Origin of the sequence: Micromonospora psammae (assembly GCF_036902725.1) — a bacterium.
In the GTDB taxonomy this organism is placed as follows: domain Bacteria; phylum Actinomycetota; class Actinomycetes; order Mycobacteriales; family Micromonosporaceae; genus Micromonospora.
On the sequence record NZ_JBAKHM010000012.1, the window covers coordinates 100,936 to 122,464 of the forward strand.

The window sequence follows — 21,529 nt, forward strand, 5'->3', positions numbered from 1 at the left end:
CGGGCGACGCTCTCGCGTTTGTCGAAAGAGGTAGGGCATGCAGCGGCCGGACTGGGCACCCGACACCATCGACATCGAGCGCCCCAGCGTCGCCCGCATGTACGACTACTACCTCGGCGGCTCGCACAACTTCGCCGCCGACCGGGCGGCGGCCCGGGCGATGATGGAGGCGGTGCCCGACGCCCCGCTGATGGCCCAGGCCAACCGGGCCTTCCTGCGCCGGGTGGTGCAGTTCCTGGTCGACTCCGGCGTACGCCAGTTCCTCGACATCGGCTCGGGCATCCCCACCGTCGGCAACGTGCACGAGATCGCCCACCGGATCGCCCCCGACGCCCGGGTGGTCTACGTCGACGTCGACCCGGTGGCCGTGGCGCACAGCCGGGAGATCCTCGGCGACAACCCGGGCGCCACGGTGATCCAGGAGGACCTGCGCCGGCCGGCGGCGATCCTGGCCCACCCCGAGGTGACCAGGCTGATCGACTTCTCCCAGCCGGTCGCCGTGATGATCGTGGCGGTGCTGCACTTCATCCCGGACTCCGACCGGCCCGAGGAGATCCTGCGGACGCTGCGCGCGGCGCTCGCGCCCGGCAGCTACCTGGTGCTGTCGCAGGCCAGCGACGAGAGCCGCGGCCACACCGGCGAGCGGGCCGAGGCGGAGCGGGTCTACCGGCGCACCGACAATCCACTGTCGATCCGCGACCGGGCCGAGCTGACCGCGTTCTTCGACGGGTTCGAGCCGGTCGAACCGGGCGTGGTCTGGGTGCCCCAGTGGCGCCCCGAGACGGCGGAGAGCGCCGAGGACGCCGAGCGGGCCGTCTTCATCGGTGGCGTCGGACGTCTCGGTGGCTGAGCCGGCGGCGACGTCCTGCCCGGGGACGTTCGCCCGCGCCTGGGCCAAGGCGGTCTCCGGCACCAGCTACCTGCCGATGACCCAGGCGCAGCTGGAAGCGCTGCTGCACCGGCTCACCGGGCGGCTGGCCGGCGCGCTGCGGGCGGAGCCCTTCGACCCCCGCGTCGGCCACCAGGTCGGCGCGGAACTGGTCGCCGCGCACATCGCCTCCGCCGAGGGGCTGGGCCGCACGGTGGAGGTCATCCAGCTCCGGCTGGTCCGCGACCTCGGGCTGGTCGCCGACGACGTCGAGGACCGGATGGCCCGGCTGCTGGCCACGGTGACCACCGGGTACGCCCGCGCGTTGCGGGACCGGACCCTCGACGAGCAGGAGTCGATCCGCCGGGCCGCGATGACGGCCCGCGCGCAGGCCGAGCGGGCGCTGCGCGACAGCGAGGCCCGCTTCCGCCACCAGGCGACCCACGACCCGCTGACCGACCTGCCCAACCGCACCCTGTTCACCGAGCGGCTCACCGCCGCCATCGACCGGCCCGGCCGGGGCGCCGACCGGATCGGGGTCTGCTTCCTCGACCTCGACCGGTTCAAGGTGGTCAACGACTCGCTCGGGCACCAGGTCGGCGACGCGCTGCTGGTGTCGGTGGCGGCGCGGCTGCGCCGGACCCTCGGCGACCACCTCGTCGCCCGCCTCGGCGGGGACGAGTTCGTCGTCCTGGTCGAGCGGACCACCGGCACGCACGACGTGGTCCGGGTCGCCGAGGCGGCGCTGGCCGCGGTCGGCGAACCCGCCCTGGTGGACGGGCACGAGCTGACCGTGTCGGCCAGCGTCGGCATCGTCGAGCGGCCGGTGGCCGGCGCCTCGCCCGTCGAGCTGATGCGCGCGGCCGACAGCACGCTGCACTGGGCCAAGGCCGCCGGCGGGGCCCGCTGGTCCATCTTCGACCCCGACCGGCACCGCGACGAGCTGGACCGGTACGCCCTCTCGGCGGCCATCCCCGCGGCGATCGACCGGGGCGAGTTCTACCTGGACTACCAGCCGCTCACCTCGCTGCGCGACGGGGCGCTGCTCGGCGTGGAGGCGCTGGTCCGGTGGCGCCACCCGGAGCTGGGGGTGTTGCGCCCGGACCGCTTCATCGGGCTCGCCGAGGAGACCGGGTTGATCGTCTGGCTCGGCGGGTGGGTGCTCGCCGAGGCCTGCCGGGAGGCCGAGAGCTGGGGCGCCCCGGCGCCCTTCGTCAGCGTCAACCTGGCGGTCCGTCAGGTGCACCGGCCCGGCCTGGTGCAGGAGGTCGGCGGGCTGCTGCGGCAGACCGGCCTGCCGCCCGAGCGGCTCCAGCTGGAGATCACCGAGAGCACCATGATGAGCACCGCGGAGGAGCCGGTCCGGGCCCTGCGGGTCCTGGCCGACCTGGGCGTCCGGATCGCCATCGACGACTTCGGCACCGGCTACTGCAACCTGGCGTACCTGCGGGACCTGCCGGTGACCGAGCTGAAGGTGGCCGGGGAGTTCGTGGCCGGGCTGCGCGCGCCGGTGACCGACCCGACCAGCCGTACCGACGAGCGGATCCTCGCCTCGCTGGTCTCGCTCGCCCACGCGCTGGACCTGACGGTGACTGCCGAGGGGGTGGAGACCGAAGGGCAGGCCGACCGGCTGCGGGCGATCGGCTGCGACGCCGGCCAGGGCTGGTACTTCGGTCGGCCGGGGCCGGCCGCGGGCTGCCTCGACCGCTCCCCCGCGCTGTCCACCCTGGCCGGCGCCGGGGCGGTCGGCTCAGGCGGGTAGTGACGGCCCGGCGGCGGTACGACGCGGGGCCCGCCCCGGCACCGGCCACCGGCCGTCGTCCCCGTTGAGGTACGTCAGCACCGCCAGCACCCGCCGGTTGTCGTCGTCCGACGGCGGCATTCGCAGCTTGCTGAAGATGTTGTTGATGTGCTTGCTGACCGCCTTCTCGGTGACGAAGAGCCGGGCGGCGATCGCCGCGTTGGACCGCCCCTCGGCCATCAGGCCCAGCACCTCGCGCTCCCGGGCGGTCAGCTCCTGCAACGGCTCGGCCCCGGAACGGCTGGCCAGCAGCTGGGAGACCACCTCGGGGTCCATCACCGTGCCACCGCCGGCCACCCGGCGTACCGCGTCGACGAACTGGGCCACGTTGGAGACCCGGTCCTTGAGCAGGTAGCCGACGCCACCGGCGCGGTCGGAGAGCAGCTCCCGGGCGTAGAGCTGCTCGACGTGCTGGGAGAGCACCAGGATCGGCAGGCCGGGGATCTCGGTGCGGGCCCGGATGGCCGCCTGCAACCCCTCGTCGGTGAAGGTCGGCGGCAGTCGGACGTCGAGAACGGCCACGTCCGGACGGTGGGTCACCAGGGCCGACAGCACCGACGGTCCGTTGTCGACGGCCGCGACCACCTCGAACCCGAACGCCTCGAGGATGCGGGTCAGCCCGTCCCGGAGGAGGGCGAGGTCTTCGGCGATGACAACTCGCACGGCAGCTCCATGGTCATGACTGTGGGCCCGCCGGGCGGACTGGTCACCACCATCGTTCCATCAAAGGCCGCGAGCCGTCGCCCGATACCGGCCAGTCCGCTGCCCGCCGCCGGATCGGCGCCGCCCCGGCCGTCGTCACCCACCAGGATGCTCAGCCGCCCGTCGGCGTGACCCAGCCGGATCCAGGCGTGCGCGGCGCCGCTGTGCTTGGTGATGTTCGCCAGCCCCTCGGCCACCGCGAAGTACGCCGCGGACTCCATCGGCGCCTCCGGGCGGCCCGGCAGGTCGACCTCGACCTCCACCGGCAGCGGAACGGCCAGCGCGAGCGCGCGGACCGCGCCGTCGAGACCGCGTTCGGCGAGCACCGGCGGGTGGATGCCGCGTACCAGGTCGCGCAGCTCGACCAGGGCCTGGCCGCTGGTCTCCCGCGCCTCGGCCAGCAGCTTCCCGGCGGCGGCCGGGTCCTGCGCCAGCAGTTGCTCGGCCAGGCCGATGCTCATGCTCAACGCGACCAGCCGGGCCTGCGCCCCGTCGTGCAGGTCCCGCTCGATGCGACGCAGCTCGGCCGCCTGGGCGTCGACGGTGTCGGCCCGGGTGACGGTGAGCTGGCGGACCCGCAGCGCCAGCTCCGCCGCCCGGGTCGGGGCCAGGAAGAGCCGGGCGAAGGCCAGGTGCAGCCAGACCAGCCAGGGGGCGACGGCCAGGCCGCCGAGCAGCAGCAGCCAGCCCTGCGGCAGCGCGGCCAGCGCCTCGGCGAGGTTGGTCATCGGCCAGAACAGGCCGTAGCCGTACGAGTCGGCGATCAGGTAGAGCAGCAGCGGCACCCCGAGCGCGCCCTCCAGCCCGTACAGCGGCAGGGCGAAGGCGAGCAGGCACGCCCCGCCGGTGAGCGCGCCGGGGACCAGCCAGGCGAAGTCCCGCCAGGTGGCCGGATCGCCCACCACCCACCGGAAGCGGCGCCAGGTGCCGAACTGCGCCCCCTCCGGCAGCGGCCGGTACGGCGTGGCGATGGGCACGCCGGCCCACCGGGCGAGCTGGCGCTGCAGCCCGGTCGAGAGCCGTACCAGCGCGGTCACCATCGGGAACAGCGCGAAGCCGATGCCGAAGGCGGGGATGAGCAGCAGCGACACCAGCGACAGCGCGAACAGCGCGAGGTTGGTGGTCAGCGAGAGCACCGCCACGGCCAGGCCCTGGAGGGCGGCGGTCGCGCCGGGCCGGAGCGTCTGGCGGGCGAACTCTCGTACGGGGCTGTCCACGGTTTCCATTCTCGGTCACGACCGTGGCGGGTTCGGTGGTGCTAGGACCACCGGCGTCGGGGACGTGACACTCCTGTTCAGGCGCCCGCCGGCCAGAAGGATCGAAGGCAGGAAGCGAACCCGATCCTCGGAGGAACCCGACATGTCCCGGCAAAGACTGGCCGGTCTGCCGTCCGGCCGACGCAGCAAGTACGCCCTGATCGTCTTCTGGCTCGTCCTCGTCGCGGTGGCCGGCCCGCTCTCCGTCAAGCTGAGCCAGGTGCAGGACAACGACACGCTCGGCCTGCTGCCCGCCGGCGTGGAGAGCAGCCGGGCCGTCGCGCGGGCGCAGGCGGCCTTCCCGGAGTCGGAGAAGCCGGTGGCGATCGCCGTCTACGTCCGCGACGGCGGCCTCACCGACGCCGACCGGGCCAAGGCCGAGGCCGACCGCGTCGTGTTCGCCCGGTACGCCGACGGCGGTGCGGTGCCGCCCCCGGTGCCCAGCGAGGACGGGAAGGCCCTGCTGGTGTCCTTCCCGGTCGTCGGCGACGACACCGGGCGCCTGGCGGCGGTGACCGACGTCAAGGAGCGGCTCGCCGTCGACCAGCCGGCCGGCCTGCGCACCGCGCTGACCGGTGACGCGGCGGCGGAGAGCGACGTCTTCGACGCGTTCGGCGGGATGGACCTCACGCTGCTGCTGGCGACCGCGGCCACCGTCGCGGTGCTGCTCCTGGTCACCTACCGCAGCCCGGTGCTCTGGCTGATCCCGCTGATCACCGCCGGCATCGCCAACCAGTTCGCCGGCGGCATCGTCTATCTGATGGCCCGGTACGGCGGGGTGACGGTCGACTTCCAGAGCCAGACCATCCTGACCGTGCTGGTCTTCGGCGTCGGCGTGGACTACGCCCTGCTGCTGATCGCCCGGTACCGGGAGGAGCTGCGCCGGCACGCCGACCGGCACGAGGCGATGCGGGTGGCGCTGCGCCGGTCGTTCGGCGCGATCTGCGCCTCGGCGGCGACCGTCGCGATCGGACTGCTCTGCCTGCTCGCCGCCGAGCTGCCGTCCACCCGCGGGCTGGGCCCGGTCGGCGCGGTCGGCATCGGCGCCGCCCTGCTCGCCATGACCACCCTGCTGCCGGCGGTGCTCGTCCTGTGCGGACGGTGGATCTTCTGGCCGTTCGTGCCGCGCCACACCCCGACCGCCGCCACCGCCGACGCGACCGGCGACCACGGGCTCTGGCGCCGGATCGCGGCGCTGGTCGGGGGGCGGCCCCGCGCGGTCTGGATCGGCACCGCGGCGGCGCTCGTCGCGCTGACCTTCGGCATCGGCAACCTGAGCATCGGCCTGCCCAACGAGGAATCCTTCACGTCGGAGGTCGGCTCGGTGACCGGTCAGCGGCTGATCGCGGCGCACTACCCGAGCGGTTCGGCGTCCCCGGCCGAGATCCTGGCCACGGCCGGTACGGCCGATGAGGTGACCACCGCCGCCCGGGCGGTGCCCGGCGTGGCCCGGGTCGACGAGCCGGAGCGTTCCGCCGACGGCGCCTGGGTGCGGATCCCGGCGGTGCTGGCCGACACGCCGGACAGCGACGCCGCCCTGGCGACCGTGCAGCGGCTCCGCGCGACGGTCCACGAGGTGCCCGGCGCCCAGGCGCTGGTCGGCGGCAGGACCGCGGTCCTGGTGGACGAGGAGCGCGTCGTCGGCCGGGACAACCGGGTGATCATCCCGCTCGTGCTCGCGGTCGTTCTCGTCATCCTGGTGCTCCTGCTGCGGGCGCTGGTCGCGCCGCTGCTGCTGATGGTGAGCGTGGTCCTGTCGTACGCCGCCGCGATGGGGGCCGCCGGCCTCGTCCTGGAGGCGCTGGGCCACCCCAAGCTGTACGTGGGCATCCCACTGCAGGCGTTCCTGTTCCTCGTCGCCCTCGGCGTCGACTACACGATCTTCCTGATGACGCGGGCCCGGGAGGAGACGGCGCGGCTGGGGCACCGACGGGGCGTGCTGCACGCGCTGACCGTCACCGGCGGCGTCATCACCAGCGCGGGGGTCGTGCTCGCCGCCACCTTCGGCGCGCTGGGTGTGCTGCCGCTGGTGCCGTCGATGCAGACCGGGGTGATCGTGGCCGTCGGCATCCTGCTCGACGCGCTGCTGGTGCGCAGCCTGCTCATCCCGGCGCTGGCGCTCGACCTGGGCGCCCGCACCTGGTGGCCCGGGAAGCTGTCCCGCCGGGACGCCGCTACCGCCCCGGCCGAGCCGGTGCCCGCCGGAGCCTGACCGCGACCGCTCCTCGAGGCGCCACGCGCATGTCGTGCCGGACCGGCCGTTGCCGAACGAGCGTGACACCGCAGAAGCATGTCGATGCCTCTGCGGTGTCACGCTCGCGGTGGTGTCACGCCCCGGACCGGCGCATCCGGACCGGTCGTCAGCCGGCGAGCAGGGCGGCCATCCGGTGGGCCTGGGTCTCCCAGCGCCACTCCTTCTCCACCCAGGCCCGGCCGGCCGCGCCGAGCTGGCGGGCCAGGTCCCGGTCGGCGAGGAGGGTGGCCACCCGGTCGGCGAGCTGGGCGACGTCCCGGCCGCGCACGACGTACCCGGTCTCGCCCTCGCGGACCGCGTCGGGCGCGCCGCCGGAGTCACCGGCCACCACCGGCAGGCCGGTCGCGGAGGCTTCCAGGTAGACGATTCCGAGCCCCTCCACGTCGAGGCCCCGGTTACGGGTGCGGCAGGGCATCGCGTACACGTCACCGGCGGCGTAGTGCGCCGGCAGTTCGACGGCGGGCACCGAGCCGGTGAAGACCACGTCCCGCTCGACGCCGGTCTGCCGGGCGAGCTTCTCCAGCGTCGCCCGGTACGGTCCGCCGCCCACGATCAGCAGCGCCGCGTCCGGGACCCGACGGCGGATCTCCGGCATGGCCCGGATCAGCATGTCCTGGCCCTTGCGGGGCACCAGCCGCGACACGCAGACCACCACCGGCCGGTCCGCCAGGCCGAGCCGGACCCGGACCGGTTCGCCGTCGACCGACGGGTGGTAGGTGTCCACGTCGACGCCGGGGGCGAGCCGGCGCAGGTCGGTCAACCCGTGCAGCGCCCGTTCGAGGCGTACCCGGGTGTAGTCGCCGAGGTAGGTGACGACGTCCGCGCCTCGGCCGATCCGGCGCAGCGCGGCGCGGGCGGCGGGCAGCGCCGCCCAGCCGACCTCGTGGCCGTGGGTCTGCGCGACCACCCGGCGGACGCCGGCCCGCCGGCGCAGCCCGGCGGCGAGGAGGCCGAGCGGGGCGGCGGCGCCGAACCAGACGGTGTCGCACTCGTGTTCCCGGGCCAGCCGGGCGGCCCGGCGGGCCACCAGCGGGGTGGGCAGCAGCACCCGGGTCCGCTCCCGGACCACCGGGAAGGGCTGGTCGGCGTCGAACTTCTCGGCGCCCTTCCAGCTGGAGGCGTAGACCACCACCGAGCCGGCGGGCTGCTGCACGGCGAGGCCGTGCACGAAGGACTGGATGCCCCCGGGGCGGGGCGGGAAGTCGTTGGTGATCAGCAACGTCCGGCTCATCGGCCGGCCTCCCTGGCGTAGGCGCGGGCGGCGGCCATCCGCTCCACGGTGGACGGGTGCGACGCCGCCCAGAGGTACTCCCAGCGCGGCGGATCGGGGTCGGCCAGGTTGATCCCGGCGAGCCGGCGCTGCATGGCCTCGAAGGTGGCCGGGTCGCCGGTCAACGCGAGCGCGTGGGCGTCGGCGCGTGCCTCGACCCGGCGGGAGACCAGCGACTGGACCGGCCCGGCGATCAGCCCGGTCACCGTCACCAGGGCGATCAGCAGCGGGAGCGCGCGCGGCTCGGCGACGGAGTCGACTCCGGCCAGCCGCAGCAGCGGCGCCCAGGAGCCGATCAGGTAGAGCCCGACCACGGTCAGGGCGGCGCCGAGCGCCCCGGTCAGCGTGCCGACCGTGACGTCCCGGTCCTTCGCGTGCCCCAGCTCGTGCGCCACCACGCTGGTCACCTCCGCCGGGGTGGCCTCGCGCAGCAGGGTGTCGTAGACGACGACCCGCCGGGTCGGCCCCAGCCCCGAGACGTACGCGTTGACCGCCCTGGTCCGCCGCGACGCGTCGGCGACCAGCACGTCCCGCACCGGCACGCCGTCGCGGGCCGCCATGGCCATCAGCTCGGTGCGCAGCGCGCCCTGCTCCATCGGGGTGAACCGGTTGAACACCGGCTCCACCAGGACCGGCAGGACGAAGGAGAGGAGCACCACCAGCCCGGCGGCGCCGGCCGCGCCGAACGCCCACCACCAGCGCGGGGCGAGCCGGGTGACGGTGTAGAAGCCGAGCAGCGCGATCGCGCCGATCACGGCGCTGACCGCGTACGACTTGAGCAGGTCGACCGTCCAGCCGCTCCAGCCGTGGGTGCTGAGCCCGTAGCGGGTGAGCACGGCCTGCCGCCAGGCGGCGAAGGGCAGAGTGAGCAGGTCGGCGACGAGCACCACGGCGAGGCCGCCGAGCACCGCGCGGGCGGCCCAGTGGCCGCCGAACGGACGGCCGGCGAGTTCGACCAGGTGGGCGCCGAGCGGGGTGAGCCCGAGCAGCAGCGCCACGAGCAGGCCGGCCACGAGTGCGCCGTACGTGCCGGGACGCAGCGCGGCGCGGAAGGCGCGGCTCCGGTCGACCTGGTCGACGGGGAGGTCGCGCAGCGCGGCGAGCTGGTCGGCGCGGGGTGCCGGCGGGCGGTGCCAGGGCACCAGCAGCGCGCTCGTCACGAGCAGCGCCAGCACCAGGCCGGCGAGGGTGAGCAGCGCCCAACCGCGCGGGGTCACCTCGGCACCCCGTCGGTCGTCGGCCTGCCGGCGTGGCGTCGTCCCCCGGTCATCCCACCGCTCCTCCCGCCGTGAGCGCCCATCCTATTGCCCGCGCGGTCGACCCTGGACGGGACGTCGGCACGCCGGCACGCACCGTGTGCGGCACCGTCAGCGGGAGCCGCCGCATCGGCACGGGGGCGGCTACGCCGCCCGGCGGCGACCCGGTACGCGGCGTCGCACGGGCGGGCCGGGCTCGTGGCCGAGCACCTCCACGTCGAAGCCGGCCCGGGCGAACACCTCGACCGCCCGGCGCTCGGCGGCGTCCAGGCCGGTCGTCGGCGAGTCGTCGAGCAGGGCGGTCACCAGGCAGTCGGCGCAGCCGGCGCCGCGGATCCCGCAGCCGTCGCAGTCGATGAGCATCGTGCCTCCTGACGCAGTGCGGCGGCGGGGGCGACGACTTCGTCACCGCCCGGCCACCGTCGGTCAGGTCGGACACTAGAGCCCGGGTACGACAGAACCGGACATCCGGTGATCAACACCTCAGGAGCGGGAGAGCCGGCGCAGCAGCGAGTCCGCACCCAGCGGGTACGCCCCGTGCCGGCGGACCCCGTCGGCGACCTCCCGGTCGGAGGAGACCACCACCACCGGGCGCCCCGACGGCTCGGCGCGGACCAGCCGCCGGATCAGCTCGTCGGCGGTCTCGCCCTTGCGGGAGAAGAGCACCCGTACCCCGCGCGGGGTCGGCGGCAGGCCGTGCATCCGCTCGGCGCCGTCGAAGACCACGGTCACCTCGTCACCGGTCTGCGCGGCGATCCCGCCGAGCCCGGTGATCAGCCGCTTGCGCTGCTGCTCCAGCGACATCTCGCCGAAGCCCCGCTTGGTCACGTTGTAGCCGTCCACCACCAGGTGCGCGCGGGGCAGGGCGAGCAACTGGTCGAGGCGGGCCGGGTCGTCGGTGTCCCGGGCCCTGGCGGCCGGCCCACCGGTGGGAGCAGCGGCCGGGTTCTCGGCGAAGGCGTCGGCGACGAAGTCGGCGGGGAGCTTCTCGACCGGGTCGAGGGCCAGCTCGCGGCGGAGCCCGACGGCGGCCTGCCCGATGGTCTCCAGCAGCAGCCAGAGCCGGGCGTCGTCGACCGAGCGGGCCTCCTTGGCGCTGGCCCGGGCCATCCCCGCCGCCGCCTCCGCCTCGGCCAGCCGGGCCCGCGCCCGGCGCAGCTCGGCGTCGCTGTCGGCGGCCGCCCGGGCGGCCCGGCCGCGCTCGGTGGCGAGCAGCTCGGTGGCCTTGCGCTCGCGGGCCTGGGTCTCCCGCAACGTGCGCTGGAGCTGGCGGGCCTCCTCCCGCAGCTGCCCCAGCTCCTCGCGGACCCGGGCCAGCTCGTCGCGGAGCTTCTCCGCCTCGACCCGGGCCACCGCCCGGTCGTGCTCGGCGCGGGTGGCCCGCTGCTCGGCCTCGCGGACCAGCTCGGCGACGACCGCGCTGTCCGCCTCGGCGCGCACCGCGGCGCCGCTGGCCTCGATCAGCTCCCGCCAGCCGCGCGGCCGGGCCAGGTAGGCCAGGGCGGCCACCTCGACCGGGTCGGCGGCGGCCGGGGCGGTGCCCTCGACCACGGCCGCGCCCAGGTCGCCGGAGTCGGCGAGCACCCGGGCGGTGACCCGCTGCCGGAACAGCGGGTCGGCGGTCAGCTGGGCGGCGATCGCGGGCGCGCCCAGCCGGGCGCGGCGGTTCGGCGCGAACTTGGCCACCCGGCGCAGCGGCACCGGCACCTCGTCGACGGGCAGTCCGGGCAGCACGGCGGCGGTGAGCGCGACGATGCGCTGCCGGACCGGCTCGGGCAGGGTGGGCTCCGGCTCGGGCGCCCCCGCACCCGGATCGACGCCGGCCCCGGGCGCGGCGGCGGACGACCCCTCCTCCGGGAGGTGGTCGTCGTACGGCTCGGTGAGGGGCATGTGGCAAGTCTCCCACCGCGACCGGGCCCACTGCCGGATGAGTGAGCCGATCTCTCATCCTAGACCCGTGACCACCTGTGAGGCTGCTGGGGCGGGAGTGTCGGACCTGGCCGCTAGCCTGCCGCGCGTGGCACCTGGGGAGTACGTCCAGCAGACGCTGGCCGGTCTGGATCCGACGGCGGGCGGCGGGGTCGACCCGGCGCTGCCGCTCTACGCGACGACCTTCGTGGTGGTCGACCTGGAGACCACCGGCGGCGCGCCGGACGGCGGCGGCATCACCGAGATCGGCGCGGTCAAGGTGCGCGGCGGCGAGCAGCTCGGGGTGCTGGCCACCCTGGTCAACCCAGGGGTGCCGATCCCGCCGTTCATCACCGTGCTGACCGGTATCACCCAGGCCATGCTGATCCCGGCGCCGCCGATCGAGCAGGTGCTGCCGAGTTTCCTGGAGTTCATCACCGACGCCGTGCTGGTCGCCCACAACGCCCCTTACGACGTGGGCTTCCTCAAGGCGGCCTGCGCCAAGCACGGCTACCGCTGGCCCAACCCCCGGGTGCTGGACACCGCCGCGCTGGCCCGCCGGGTGCTGACCCGCGACGAGGTGCCCAACCGCAAGCTCGGCACCCTGGCCGCCTACTTCCGCACCGCCACCCAGCCCACCCACCGGGCGCTGGACGACGCCCTGGCGACCGTCGACGTGCTGCACGGGCTGATCGCCCGGCTGGGCGGGCACCGGGTCGACACGGTCGGCGACGCGATCGAGTTCGCCCGCGCGGTCACCCCCACCCAGCGCCGCAAGCGGCACCTCGCCGAGGGGCTGCCCAAGGCGCCCGGGGTCTACATCTTCCGGGCCGCCGACGACCGGCCGCTCTACGTCGGCACCTCCGGCGACATCGCCACCCGGGTGCGCAGCTACTTCACCGCCGCGGAGAAGCGGGCCCGGATGTCGGAGATGCTGGCCGCGGCCGAGCGGGTGGAGGCGGTCGAGTGCGCCCACTCCCTGGAGGCGGAGGTCCGCGAGCTGCGCCTGATCGGCGCGCACGCCCCGCCGTACAACCGGCGGTCCAAGTTCCCCGAGCGGATGGTGTGGCTGAAGCTGACCGACGGTCCCTACCCGCGGCTGTCGGTGGTGCGCAACCTCTCCCCCGGCGACACCGCCTACCTGGGTCCGTTCCGGTCCAAACAGGCCGCCGAGCTGGCCGCCGCCGGCTTCCACGACGCGGTTCCGCTGCGCCAGTGCACGCACCGGCTCTCGCTGCGCACGGTCACGCCGGCCTGCGCGCTGGCCGAGCTGGGCCGCTGCCCGGCGCCCTGCGAGCACCGGATCACCCCCGAGGAGTACGACCACCGCGCCGCCGCCCCGTTCCGCACCGCGACGGCGAGCGACCCCCAGGTCGTGGTGCAGGCCCTGCTGGCCCGGATCGAGGCGCTCTCGGCCGCCCAGCGGTACGAGGAGGCGGCGGTGGTGCGGTCCCGGCTCGCCGCGGTGCTCCGGGCGGCCGTCCGGATGCAGCGGCTGGCCGGCCTGACCCGGATCGCCGAGCTGGCCGCGGCCCGGCCGGCGGCCGGCGGCGGCTGGGAGCTGGCCCTGGTCCGGCACGGGCGGCTGGCCGGGGCGGGGGTCTCCCCGCCGGGGGTCCACCCCCGACCGACCATCACCGCGATCCGGGCCACCGCCGAGACGGTGCAGCCCGGCCACGGGCCGGTGCCGCGCGCCTCGGCCGAGGAGACCGAGCGCATCCTGTCCTGGTTGGAGCGGCCGGAGACCCGGCTGGTGGAGATGTCCTCCGAGTGGTCGTCCCCGGTCTCCGGGGCGGCCCGCTTCCGGGACCTGCTGGCGAAGGCCGAGAACGGCGGATCCCACCAACTCTCGACCGAACGCTCATGAGCAAGTGACCGATCGGACGACCGTGCCTCACTTAGGCTGTTGAAGGAGTGCAGTCCTGCCCGTTTCGTGGGCCTGCTTCCGGTTACTGGTGACGGTGACCGAGGAGCCGGGGTGAGGAGGTGTCCCTCGTGGACGTCGACGCCGGACACGGCGCCGCCCTGGGGGGCGCGCTCCCGACCCAGCCGGGAGAGCTGCCACTGGCCCGCCGGCTGCGGTCGCTGCTGACCTGGCCGACCACCGACGGCGATCCGGTCGCCCGGCTGGTGCGCAGTCACCGCAGCATCCACTCCGGCGCGGACCCGTCGGTGCTGCGCCGGGCGTACACCATCGCGGAGAACATGCACCGCGGCCAGTTCCGCAAGAGCGGCGAGCCGTACATCACCCACCCGCTGGCCGTCGCCGAGATCTGCGCGGATCTCGGCATGGACACCACCACCCTGGTGGCGGCGCTGCTGCACGACACGGTGGAGGACACCCGCTACACCCTCCAGGCGCTCGCCGAGGACTTCGGCCACGCGGTGGCCCACCTGGTCGACGGGGTGACCAAGTTCGACAAGGCGTTCTACGGCAAGGCCGCCGAGGCGGAGACGATCCGCAAGATGATCATCGCGGCCGGCAAGGACGTCCGGGTGCTGATCATCAAACTGGCCGATCGGCTGCACAACATGCGGACGCTGGGGGTCCGCTCGGCCGCCTCCCGGCAGCGCATCGCCCGGGCCACCCAGGAGGTGCTGGTCCCGCTCTGCGACCGGCTCGGCATCCAGACCCTCAAACGCGAGCTGGACGACGTGGTGCTGCTGCACCTGGAGCCCGAGGAGCACGCCCGGATCGCCCGGCACGTGCACGATCGGCCCGGCTGGGACGCCTACCTCGACGACGTGGTGGCCCAGGCCAGGGTGGCGCTGCGCCGCAGCCGGGTTGACGCCGAGGTGGGCCCGCGCCCCCGGCACCTCTACTCGATCTGGAAGGACACCGTCGCCGGCGGACATTCGGCCCCGTACGACCTGCCCCGGATCGCGATCGTGGTGGACGGGCCGGCCACCGACTGCTACGCCGCCCTCGGCGCGGTGCACGGCCGCTGGCGTCCGGTGCCCGGCCGGTTCAAGGACTTCATCGCCTCACCGAAGAACAACCTCTACCGGTCGCTGCACACCAGCGTCCTGGGGCCGCAGGACCGCACCGTCGAGGTGCTGATCCGCACCCGGGAGATGCACCGCGCCGCCGAGTACGGCATCGCCGCCGAGTTCCGCTTCCCCCGCTCCTCCGGCGACACCGCCCGGCCCGGCCAGCTCTCCTGGCTGCGCCGGGTGCTGGACTGGGAGCAGGAGGCCCCCGACCCGGCCCAGTTCCTCCAGTCGCTGCGCTGCGACCTGGCGGAGGCGCAGATCCAGGTGGTCGCCGACGGCCGCCAGGTGGTGCTGCCCGCCGGCGCCACCCCGGTCGACCTGGCGTACGAGCTGGGCGCCGAGCGCGGCGACCACTGCCTGGCCGCCCGGATCAACGGCCGGCTGGTCCCCCTGTCGTCCGAACTGGACGAGGGCGACGTGGTGGAGATCTACACCGAGAACGACGCCGAGAGCGGCTTCGAGGCCGACGCCGCGCCCCGTGGTCCCCGGCGGGAGTGGCTCGGCTTCGTCAAGTCGCCGCACGCCCAGATGCAGATCAACCGCTGGTTCGCCGAGCACACCGAGCCGGGCATCTCCATCACCGACAAGGTCCGCCTGGGCCGGGCCACCATCGGGCTGGCGCTGCGCAAACACGACCGGGGGCTGGCCAGCGACCTGCCGCTGCTGCGCCTGTCCGAGGAGCTCGGCTACCCCGACCTGGAGACCCTGCTGGTGGCCGTCTTCGACCGGACCATCGAACCGGACACGGTGGTCCGTCAGCTCATCGACCTGGTGGACCACCGGCAGTGACCAGGCAGCGCCACGGCCCAGCCCGCGCGGTCGCCCCGCCCGCCACGGCGGGCCCCGCACGGCATAGCCTGGAGTCATGATCCCCCGTTCGCGCGCCACCGGCCGGGCCGTCGCCTACAAGGTCTTCTACCGGCTGCCGGTGACGATGCGCCGCCGGCTCGTCCGGCTGGCCGTACCGAAGTACATCGTCGGCGCGGTCGCCCTGGTCCGGGACAGCGAGGCGGAGGGGAACGGCCGCATCCTGCTGCTGCGGCAGCCCCCGGGGCACAGCTGGAGCCTCCCCGCCGGGCTGCTCCAGCGCGGCGAGCCCCCGGTCGTCGGCGCCGCCCGCGAGCTGCACGAGGAGTCCGGCATCCGGCTCGCCCCGGAGCGGCTCCGCCCGGCCGTGCCGAACGCCCTGGTGCACGCCGGGGGCTGGGTGGACGTGGTCTTCGAGACGGAGGTGCCCGCCTCCACCACCACGCTGAAGGTCGACGGCGCCGAGGTTCTCGAGGCGGTCTGGCACCCGCTGGACGACCTGCCCCGGCTCAGCCGGGCCACCGCCAACCTGCTCGGCCACTACGGCATCGGTCCGATGGCCGGGAAGGTCCCGCCGACCGGCGAGCCGGCGGCGTGACCGCCGACGGGCGCGAACCGGCGCGGGCCGGGGCGGGGATCTGCGCGGTGGTGCTCGCCGCGGGCGAGGGCACCCGGCTGCGGCCGCTCACCACCGGCGTACCCAAGGCGCTCTGCCCCGTCGGCAACGTCCCGCTGCTGGACCGGGCGCTGGCCCGGCTGGCCGGGCTCGGGCTGACCGGCCCGGACCGGGTCGCGGTCAACGCCGCCTACCTCGCCGACCAGGTCGTCGCGCACGTCGGTGACCGGGCGCACCGCTCGGTCGAACCGGGCGAACCGCTCGGCACGGCCGGCGGCATCGGCAACCTGCGGGACTGGATCGCCGGGCGGGGGGTGCTGGTCGGCAACGCCGACGCGTACCTCGCCGACCCGGGGGCCGCGCCGGGGCCCGACATCGCGGCGCTGCTGGCCGGCTGGGACGGGCGCACCGTACGCCTGCTCGGTCGGCCCGCCGCGGACCCGACGGCGCCGGGCACCTTCGACGGGCACGACTTCACCGGGTTCTCCCTGCTGCCCTGGCGACTGGTCCGGGACCTGCCGCCCACCTTCGGCGACCTGGTCCGGGCGGTGTGGCGGCCGGCCGAGGCGGCGGGCGCCCTGGCGGTGGTCTCCTATCCGGGCGTCTTCTACGACACCGGCACCCCGGCCGACTACCTGGCCGCCAACCTGCACGCCGCCGGCGGCGACAGCCTGGTCGACCCGACGGCGACGGTGAGCGGCCCGCTGCGGCGGTCCGTGGTCGGCGCCGGAGCGGTGGTGCACGGCGACGTGGCGCGCGCGGTGCTCTGGCCGGGCGCGACGGTCGAGGCGGGTGAACGGCTGCGCGACGTGGTCCGGACGGGCGACGGGCGGACCGTGCCGGCGGCGTGAGCGGCCGGGGCGGTCCCGCTCCGGGCGAACCGGTCAGCATCTAGCATGAGCCACGACGTCGACGAACGGAGAATCGTCCAGTGATCACCGCGATCGTCCTGATCGACTGCGCCACCGACTCGATCCCGGAGGTGGCCGAGACCCTGGCCGACCTGCCCGGCGTCAGCGAGGTCTACTCGGTGGCCGGTCACGTCGACCTGATCGCCATCGTCCGGGTGCGGGAGTTCGAGCAGATCGCCGAGGTGATCGCCGGCAGCATCTCCAAGGTGCCCGGGGTGATCGACACGGAGTCGCACATCGCGTTCCGGGCCTACTCCCAGCACGACCTGGAGGAGGCGTTCGCGATCGGGCTGGCCGGCGCCGACTGACGGCGCGGCCGCCGCGCCACCCACGCACGGCGATGGCCGGCCCACCCGGAAGGGCGGACCGGCCATCGGCCGTACGGTGATGTCAGCCGTCACCCGGAGCCGGCGAGTTGGTGATGGTGCCACCCGGGGCCGGCTGCTCGGTGCCGGTGCCACCCGGAGCCGGGGGCACCGGAGCACCCGGACCCGGCGTCGTGGTGCCACCCGGGCTCGGGGTGCCGGTGGCGCTGGTCTGCGGCACCGGGACGCCCAGCTGCTGGGCCAGGGTCACCAGCTCGTCGTAGTGCGCCTGGAGGATCGGCAGCGCGTTCTGCGCCAGCTGGACGACCGACTGCTCGGTGCCCTGCGAGATCTCGGTCTGCGTGGCCTGGATGGCCTGGACGTGGCCGGCCAACTGCGCGGTCACCCACTGCCGGTCGAACTCGGCGCCGTCGAGGTTGCCGAGCCGGTCGAGCACCTGCTGCTGATCCGCGGTCGGCTCACTGGGCAGCGTCACGTTGAGCTGCTGCGCGGTGCTCTGCACCGTCTGGTCGAGCTGGGTGTGGTCGGTCCGGAACATCTCGCCCAGCCGCTTGACGTCCTCGCTCTGGGCCTTCCGCCGGGCCAGGTCGCCGGCCGTGATCTCGAACAGGTTCACCTGGTGCACCGCCTGCAGGTACTGGGTGTCCTGCGCCGACGGCTGTGCCGCGGCCTGTACCGCCGTGGCGGGCGCGAGGCCAATCACCACCAGCGCGGCCAGCAGGCCGAGGCGTTTGATTCCCAACATGTTCCCTCCCCGATTCGTTGGACCGCACGGATACCCGGCTGACGGGGCTTATTCCTGCGTGTCCACCCGTTCGTGGGCGGGTCGCCCGGATGTGGCGGCGCGGCAGGACGACCGGCCCGGAAACGGACGCGGCGCCCGCCGGAAACTCCGGCGGGCGCCACGCTCAGGTGCGTCGGGGGTCAGCGCCGGCGCTCGCCGCTGCTGATCTCCTCCCGCTCCGGTCGGGGCTCGACCGGCGGGTGGCCCGGCGAGACCGGCGCCTCCGCCGGCTTCTCGATCGGGTAGAAGAAGCCCCGGATGGCCGGGCCGAGGGCGCCGAGCCGGTTCATCTTCTTCGGCACCACCCAGCCGACGTAGTCCAGCTGACCGTGCCCGTCGGCGTGCCCGTCGACCGAGGTCAGCGGCTGGTGCACCTCGACGAAACGGCCGTCCGGCAGGCGCCGGATGATGCCGGTCTCCACGCCGTGGGCCAGCACCTCGCGGTCGTGCTGCTGCAGACCGAGGCAGAGCCGGTACGTGACGTAGTAGGCAAGCGGCGGGGCCACCAGCAGGCCGATCCGGCCCGCCCAGGTCATCGCGTTGAGGCTGATCTGGAACTTGTCGGCGATCACGTCGTTCGCGCCGGAGAGGGTCAGCACCACGAAGAACGCGACGGCCATGGCGCCCACCGCGGTGCGGGCCGGGACGTCCCGCGGCCGCTGGAGCAGGTTGTGGTGCTTGCGGTCCTTGAGGTGCCGCGCCTCCATGAACGGGTAGAACAGGGAGATCGCGACCAGGATGCCCGGCAGGACGACCGTCGGCCAGAACAGCGGCGGAATGACGTAGCCGTCGCCGATCGGGATGTTGACCTCCCAGGCCGGCATCAGGCGGGTCGAGCCGTCGAGGAACATGACGTACCAGTCGGGCTGGCTGGCGGCCGAGACCACCCACGCCTCGTACGGGCCGAAGTACCAGATCGGGTTGATCTGGAAGAGGCCACCCATCAGCGCGATCACGCCGAAGACGACCATGAAGAAGCCGCCCTGCTTGAGCGCGTAGCGGGGGAACATCCGCTCGCCGACCACGTTCTCGTTGGTCCGGCCGGGGCCGGGCCACTGGGTGTGCTTCTGCTTGAAGACCAGCGCCAGGTGGGCGCTGATCAGCGCCACCAGCAGGCCCGGGATGAGCAGCACGTGGGCGATGAAGAACCGGCTGATGATGATCTCGCCGGGGAACTCCCCGCCGAAGATCGACGAGGTCAGCCAGGAGCCGATCACCGGGATGGAGAGCATGATCGCCGAGGCGATCCGCAGGCCCGTGCCGGAGAGGCCGTCGTCCGGCAGCGAGTAGCCGGTGAAGCCGGCCAGGAAGCCGACCCAGAACAGCAGCGAACCGATGATCCAGTTCGTCTCACGCGGCTTGCGGAACGCGCCGGTGAAGAAGACCCGGAGCATGTGCACCACGATCGCGGCCATGAACAGCAGCGCCGACCAGTGGTGCATCTGCCGCATGATCAGGCCACCCCGGACGTCGAACGACAGGTCCAGGCTGGAGGCGTACGCGGCCGACATCGGCGTGCCCCGCAGCGGGGCGTAGCTGCCGTTGTAGATGACCTCGGTCATCGCCGGCTCGTAGAAGAAGGTCAGGAACACACCGGTCAGCAGCAGCACGACGAACGAGAAGAGCGCGATCTCGCCGAGCAGGAAGGACCAGTGGTCCGGGAAGACCTTGTTGAGCAGCTTGCGCAGCGGGGTGGCCACCTGGAAGCGGTCGTCCACTTCCCCGGCGGCCTTGCCCGGCACCGCTGCTACGTCAAACTTTCGGCGCTTCATGGCCGCTCCCAGAAGTCGGGGCCGACGGTTTCGGTGTAGTCGGACTTCGCCACGAAGAAGCCCTCCTCGTCCACCTCGATCGGCAGCTGCGGCAGCCGTCGGCTGGCCGGGCCGAAGATCGGCCGCGCGTTGTCGGTGATCAGGAACTGGCTCTGGTGGCACGGGCAGAGCAGCCGGTTGGTCTGCTGCTCGTACAGGCTCGCCGGGCAGCCGGCGTGCGTGCAGATCTTGGAGTACGCCGCGTAGTTGCCCCACATGTAGTCGCCGTGCCCGACCCGGGCGTTGGCCTCGCGGGACTGCTGCGCGTCCGACTCCCGCAGGTGGATCAGCAGGGTCGGCGAGTCGGCGTGCTTGTTGCTCACACCGTGCTCGATGCCGGGGAAGACGGTCAGCTGACCACCGGCGCTGATGTCGGTCGGGCGGATCGGTCGACCGTCCTCGCGGACCAGCCGGATCCGTCGACCGCCGTCCGCCGGCGCGAAGCCGGTGGTGAACATCTGGTTGTTCTTGTGCGGCTGGGAGATCAGGCCACCGACCAGCGGGGCCGCGGCGACCGCGCCCACCGGCAGCAGACCGGCGACCAGCGAGACACCGAGCAGCGGACGACGCCGCACACCCATCTCGTCGGCCAGGTAGAGCATGGTCTCACCGGTGATCTTGCGATCCTCCGGAGAACCCGGCTGGTCGTGCCGGTCCTGGATCGAGACCTCCTTGGGCAGCAACTTCTTGCCCCAGGTCAGGATGCCGAAGCCGATGGCGAGCAGCGCGACGCCGAGGGTGAGGCCGAGCAGCGGGGTGTACCACTTGTCCCCGCCGCGGCCGGCCTCCCAGTGCCACGGCCACCAGATGTAGACGACCAGGAACGCGGTGGACGCGAGACCGGTGAGCAGGAAGAACCCGGCGACGAGCCGGGTCAGGCGGCGCTCGGCCTTGCTGCCCGGAGCCACCTGCTCCTCGTAGTGCACGATCTCGATGTCGTCCCGGCGCGCGCCCTCCTGGACGATGTCGAACCGGGACAGCCGGGGATCGAGGACGTCGAGCGGCTCCGGACCCCGCGGGGCCTGGGGCTCGGTGTGGGTGCTCATGCCGTCACCTCGCTACGGGCGGTGCCGCGAACCGGCACCACGGCAATGGTACTGATGTTCGGCTCGGTCACGACTTGCCCGCGATCCACAGGCTGGCGAAGACCAGCGCGACGATGCCGACCAGGAAGATCGCCAGACCCTCGGTGGACGGACCGTACCGGCCGAGGTTGAAGCCGCCCTGGTCCTCGCCCTGCTTCAGGGTCTCCTGGATGTAGGCGATGATGTCCGCCTTCTCCTCCGGGGAGATCTGGTTGTCGCCGAAGACCGGCATGTTCTGCGGGCCGCTCAGCATGGCGGCGTAGATCTGCCGGTCGCTCGCCGGGCGCAGGCTCGGGGCGAACTTGCCCGAGGAGAGCGCGCCGCCGCCACCGCCGAAGGCGTGGCACTGCGAGCAGTTGATCCGGAACAGCTCACCACCGGTCGCCAGGTTGGCGCCCTCGCGGAGCTCACCCTCGGGGACCTGCGGGCCACCACCCAGCTCCTGGATGTACTGGCCGAGCTGGCGCACCTGCTCGTCGGTGAAGACCGGGGGCTTGCGCTGGGCCTGGGCCTCCTGGCGGGCCATCGGCATGCGGCCGGTGTCGACCTGGAACTCCACGGAGGCGGCGCCGACCCCGATCAGGCTCGGGCCACGACCCTCGACGCCCTGCGCGTTGCGACCGTGGCAGGTCACGCAGCTCACGTCGAACAGCGCCTTGCCCTCGGCTGCGGCGCCGGTCAGCGGCGGGTTTTCCTGCGCCTGCACGCCCGGGGCGAAAGCGGTGTAGGCGCCGCCGGCCAGCGCGAGCGCGGCGATCAGCCGGACCGCGGCGCCCAGCCGGCGGCGGCCCCTGCTGCGCGCCACGGGCCGCCCGCGCAGGCGCGCGAGCAGACCGCTTCGGCGGTCGTTGTCAGAAGTCATGACCTGTGTCCTTAACCG

General features: G+C 74.0%; 18 protein-coding genes. 8 read left to right on the forward strand and 10 right to left on the reverse strand.

Annotated features, from left to right (window positions below; all coding sequences use genetic code 11):
* Positions 1 to 37 precede the first annotated feature (37 nt).
* A complete protein-coding gene (locus V6U79_RS16475) occupies positions 38 to 850 on the forward strand; it encodes an SAM-dependent methyltransferase (RefSeq protein WP_334615125.1) in 813 nt (270 codons plus the stop codon).
* 76 nt (positions 851 to 926) lie between these two features.
* A complete protein-coding gene (locus tag V6U79_RS16480; protein ID WP_334615163.1) occupies positions 927 to 2,630 on the forward strand; it encodes a putative bifunctional diguanylate cyclase/phosphodiesterase in 1,704 nt (567 codons plus the stop codon).
* On the opposite strand, the gene V6U79_RS16485 is transcribed toward V6U79_RS16480, so the two are convergent.
* Together V6U79_RS16485 and V6U79_RS16490 are read right to left on the reverse strand one after the other, a co-directional pair.
* Positions 2,619 to 3,332 (reverse strand): response regulator, encoded by a 714-nt coding sequence (locus V6U79_RS16485; protein ID WP_334615126.1) that lies wholly within the window; start codon positions 3,330 to 3,332, stop codon positions 2,619 to 2,621. The genes V6U79_RS16480 and V6U79_RS16485 overlap by 12 nt on opposite strands.
* Positions 3,284 to 4,588: a sensor histidine kinase gene (locus tag V6U79_RS16490; RefSeq protein WP_334615127.1), complete on the reverse strand. Its 1,305-nt coding sequence runs from the start codon at positions 4,586 to 4,588 to the stop codon at positions 3,284 to 3,286. The genes V6U79_RS16485 and V6U79_RS16490 overlap by 49 nt, the downstream gene beginning before the upstream one ends.
* 142 nt (positions 4,589 to 4,730) lie before the next feature.
* Here V6U79_RS16490 and V6U79_RS16495 point away from each other — a divergent pair, with 142 nt between their 5' ends.
* A complete protein-coding gene (locus V6U79_RS16495) occupies positions 4,731 to 6,839 on the forward strand; it encodes an MMPL family transporter (protein ID WP_334615128.1) in 2,109 nt (702 codons plus the stop codon).
* Between the two features lie 148 nt (positions 6,840 to 6,987).
* Here the strand turns inward: V6U79_RS16495 and V6U79_RS16500 are convergent, their stop codons facing one another.
* The 4 genes from V6U79_RS16500 to V6U79_RS16515 all read right to left on the reverse strand — a co-directional run bounded on the left by V6U79_RS16500 (position 6,988) and on the right by V6U79_RS16515 (position 11,297).
* A complete protein-coding gene (locus V6U79_RS16500) occupies positions 6,988 to 8,112 on the reverse strand; it encodes a glycosyltransferase family 4 protein (protein WP_334529371.1) in 1,125 nt (374 codons plus the stop codon).
* Entirely contained in the window at positions 8,109 to 9,368 is a 1,260-nt protein-coding gene (locus V6U79_RS16505; protein ID WP_334615129.1) for a M48 family metallopeptidase, read from the reverse strand. The genes V6U79_RS16500 and V6U79_RS16505 overlap by 4 nt, the downstream gene beginning before the upstream one ends.
* Positions 9,369 to 9,551: 183 nt before the next feature.
* A complete protein-coding gene (locus V6U79_RS16510; protein ID WP_334529377.1) occupies positions 9,552 to 9,770 on the reverse strand; it encodes a hypothetical protein in 219 nt (72 codons plus the stop codon).
* Positions 9,771 to 9,890: 120 nt separating this feature from the next.
* Positions 9,891 to 11,297, reverse strand: a complete 1,407-nt coding sequence (locus V6U79_RS16515) for an NYN domain-containing protein (protein WP_334529380.1) — start codon at positions 11,295 to 11,297, stop codon at positions 9,891 to 9,893.
* Between the two features lie 127 nt (positions 11,298 to 11,424).
* Between V6U79_RS16515 and V6U79_RS16520 the strand changes: the two genes are divergently transcribed.
* The 5 genes from V6U79_RS16520 to V6U79_RS16540 all read left to right on the forward strand — a co-directional run bounded on the left by V6U79_RS16520 (position 11,425) and on the right by V6U79_RS16540 (position 16,951).
* Positions 11,425 to 13,182, forward strand: a complete 1,758-nt coding sequence (locus V6U79_RS16520) for a DEDD exonuclease domain-containing protein (protein WP_334615130.1) — start codon at positions 11,425 to 11,427, stop codon at positions 13,180 to 13,182.
* 128 nt (positions 13,183 to 13,310) lie between these two features.
* Positions 13,311 to 15,098 (forward strand): RelA/SpoT family protein, encoded by a 1,788-nt coding sequence (locus tag V6U79_RS16525; protein WP_334529426.1) that lies wholly within the window; start codon positions 13,311 to 13,313, stop codon positions 15,096 to 15,098.
* Positions 15,099 to 15,174: 76 nt separating this feature from the next.
* Positions 15,175 to 15,714 (forward strand): NUDIX hydrolase, encoded by a 540-nt coding sequence (locus V6U79_RS16530; protein ID WP_334529386.1) that lies wholly within the window; start codon positions 15,175 to 15,177, stop codon positions 15,712 to 15,714.
* Positions 15,711 to 16,583 (forward strand): nucleotidyltransferase family protein, encoded by an 873-nt coding sequence (locus tag V6U79_RS16535; RefSeq protein WP_334615131.1) that lies wholly within the window; start codon positions 15,711 to 15,713, stop codon positions 16,581 to 16,583. The genes V6U79_RS16530 and V6U79_RS16535 overlap by 4 nt, the downstream gene beginning before the upstream one ends.
* Positions 16,584 to 16,663: 80 nt before the next feature.
* Positions 16,664 to 16,951, forward strand: coding sequence for an Lrp/AsnC family transcriptional regulator (locus V6U79_RS16540; protein ID WP_334529392.1), 288 nt, complete (start codon positions 16,664 to 16,666; stop codon positions 16,949 to 16,951).
* A gap of 82 nt (positions 16,952 to 17,033) precedes the next feature.
* Here the strand turns inward: V6U79_RS16540 and V6U79_RS16545 are convergent, their stop codons facing one another.
* The 4 genes from V6U79_RS16545 to qcrC form a co-directional block, all read right to left on the reverse strand.
* Positions 17,034 to 17,714 carry a DUF4142 domain-containing protein gene (locus V6U79_RS16545; protein WP_334529395.1) on the reverse strand — a complete coding sequence of 227 codons (681 nt, stop codon included), beginning with the start codon at positions 17,712 to 17,714 and terminating at the stop codon, positions 17,034 to 17,036.
* A gap of 179 nt (positions 17,715 to 17,893) precedes the next feature.
* Positions 17,894 to 19,525, reverse strand: a complete 1,632-nt coding sequence (gene qcrB / locus V6U79_RS16550; RefSeq protein WP_334529398.1) for a cytochrome bc1 complex cytochrome b subunit — start codon at positions 19,523 to 19,525, stop codon at positions 17,894 to 17,896.
* Complete coding sequence (gene qcrA, locus V6U79_RS16555; RefSeq protein WP_334529401.1) at positions 19,522 to 20,610, reverse strand: cytochrome bc1 complex Rieske iron-sulfur subunit; 1,089 nt, start codon at positions 20,608 to 20,610, stop codon at positions 19,522 to 19,524. Before qcrA ends, qcrB begins: the two co-directional genes overlap by 4 nt.
* 67 nt (positions 20,611 to 20,677) lie before the next feature.
* Positions 20,678 to 21,511: a cytochrome bc1 complex diheme cytochrome c subunit gene (gene qcrC, locus V6U79_RS16560; protein ID WP_334529404.1), complete on the reverse strand. Its 834-nt coding sequence runs from the start codon at positions 21,509 to 21,511 to the stop codon at positions 20,678 to 20,680.
* Between the last annotated feature and the right edge of the window lie 18 nt (positions 21,512 to 21,529).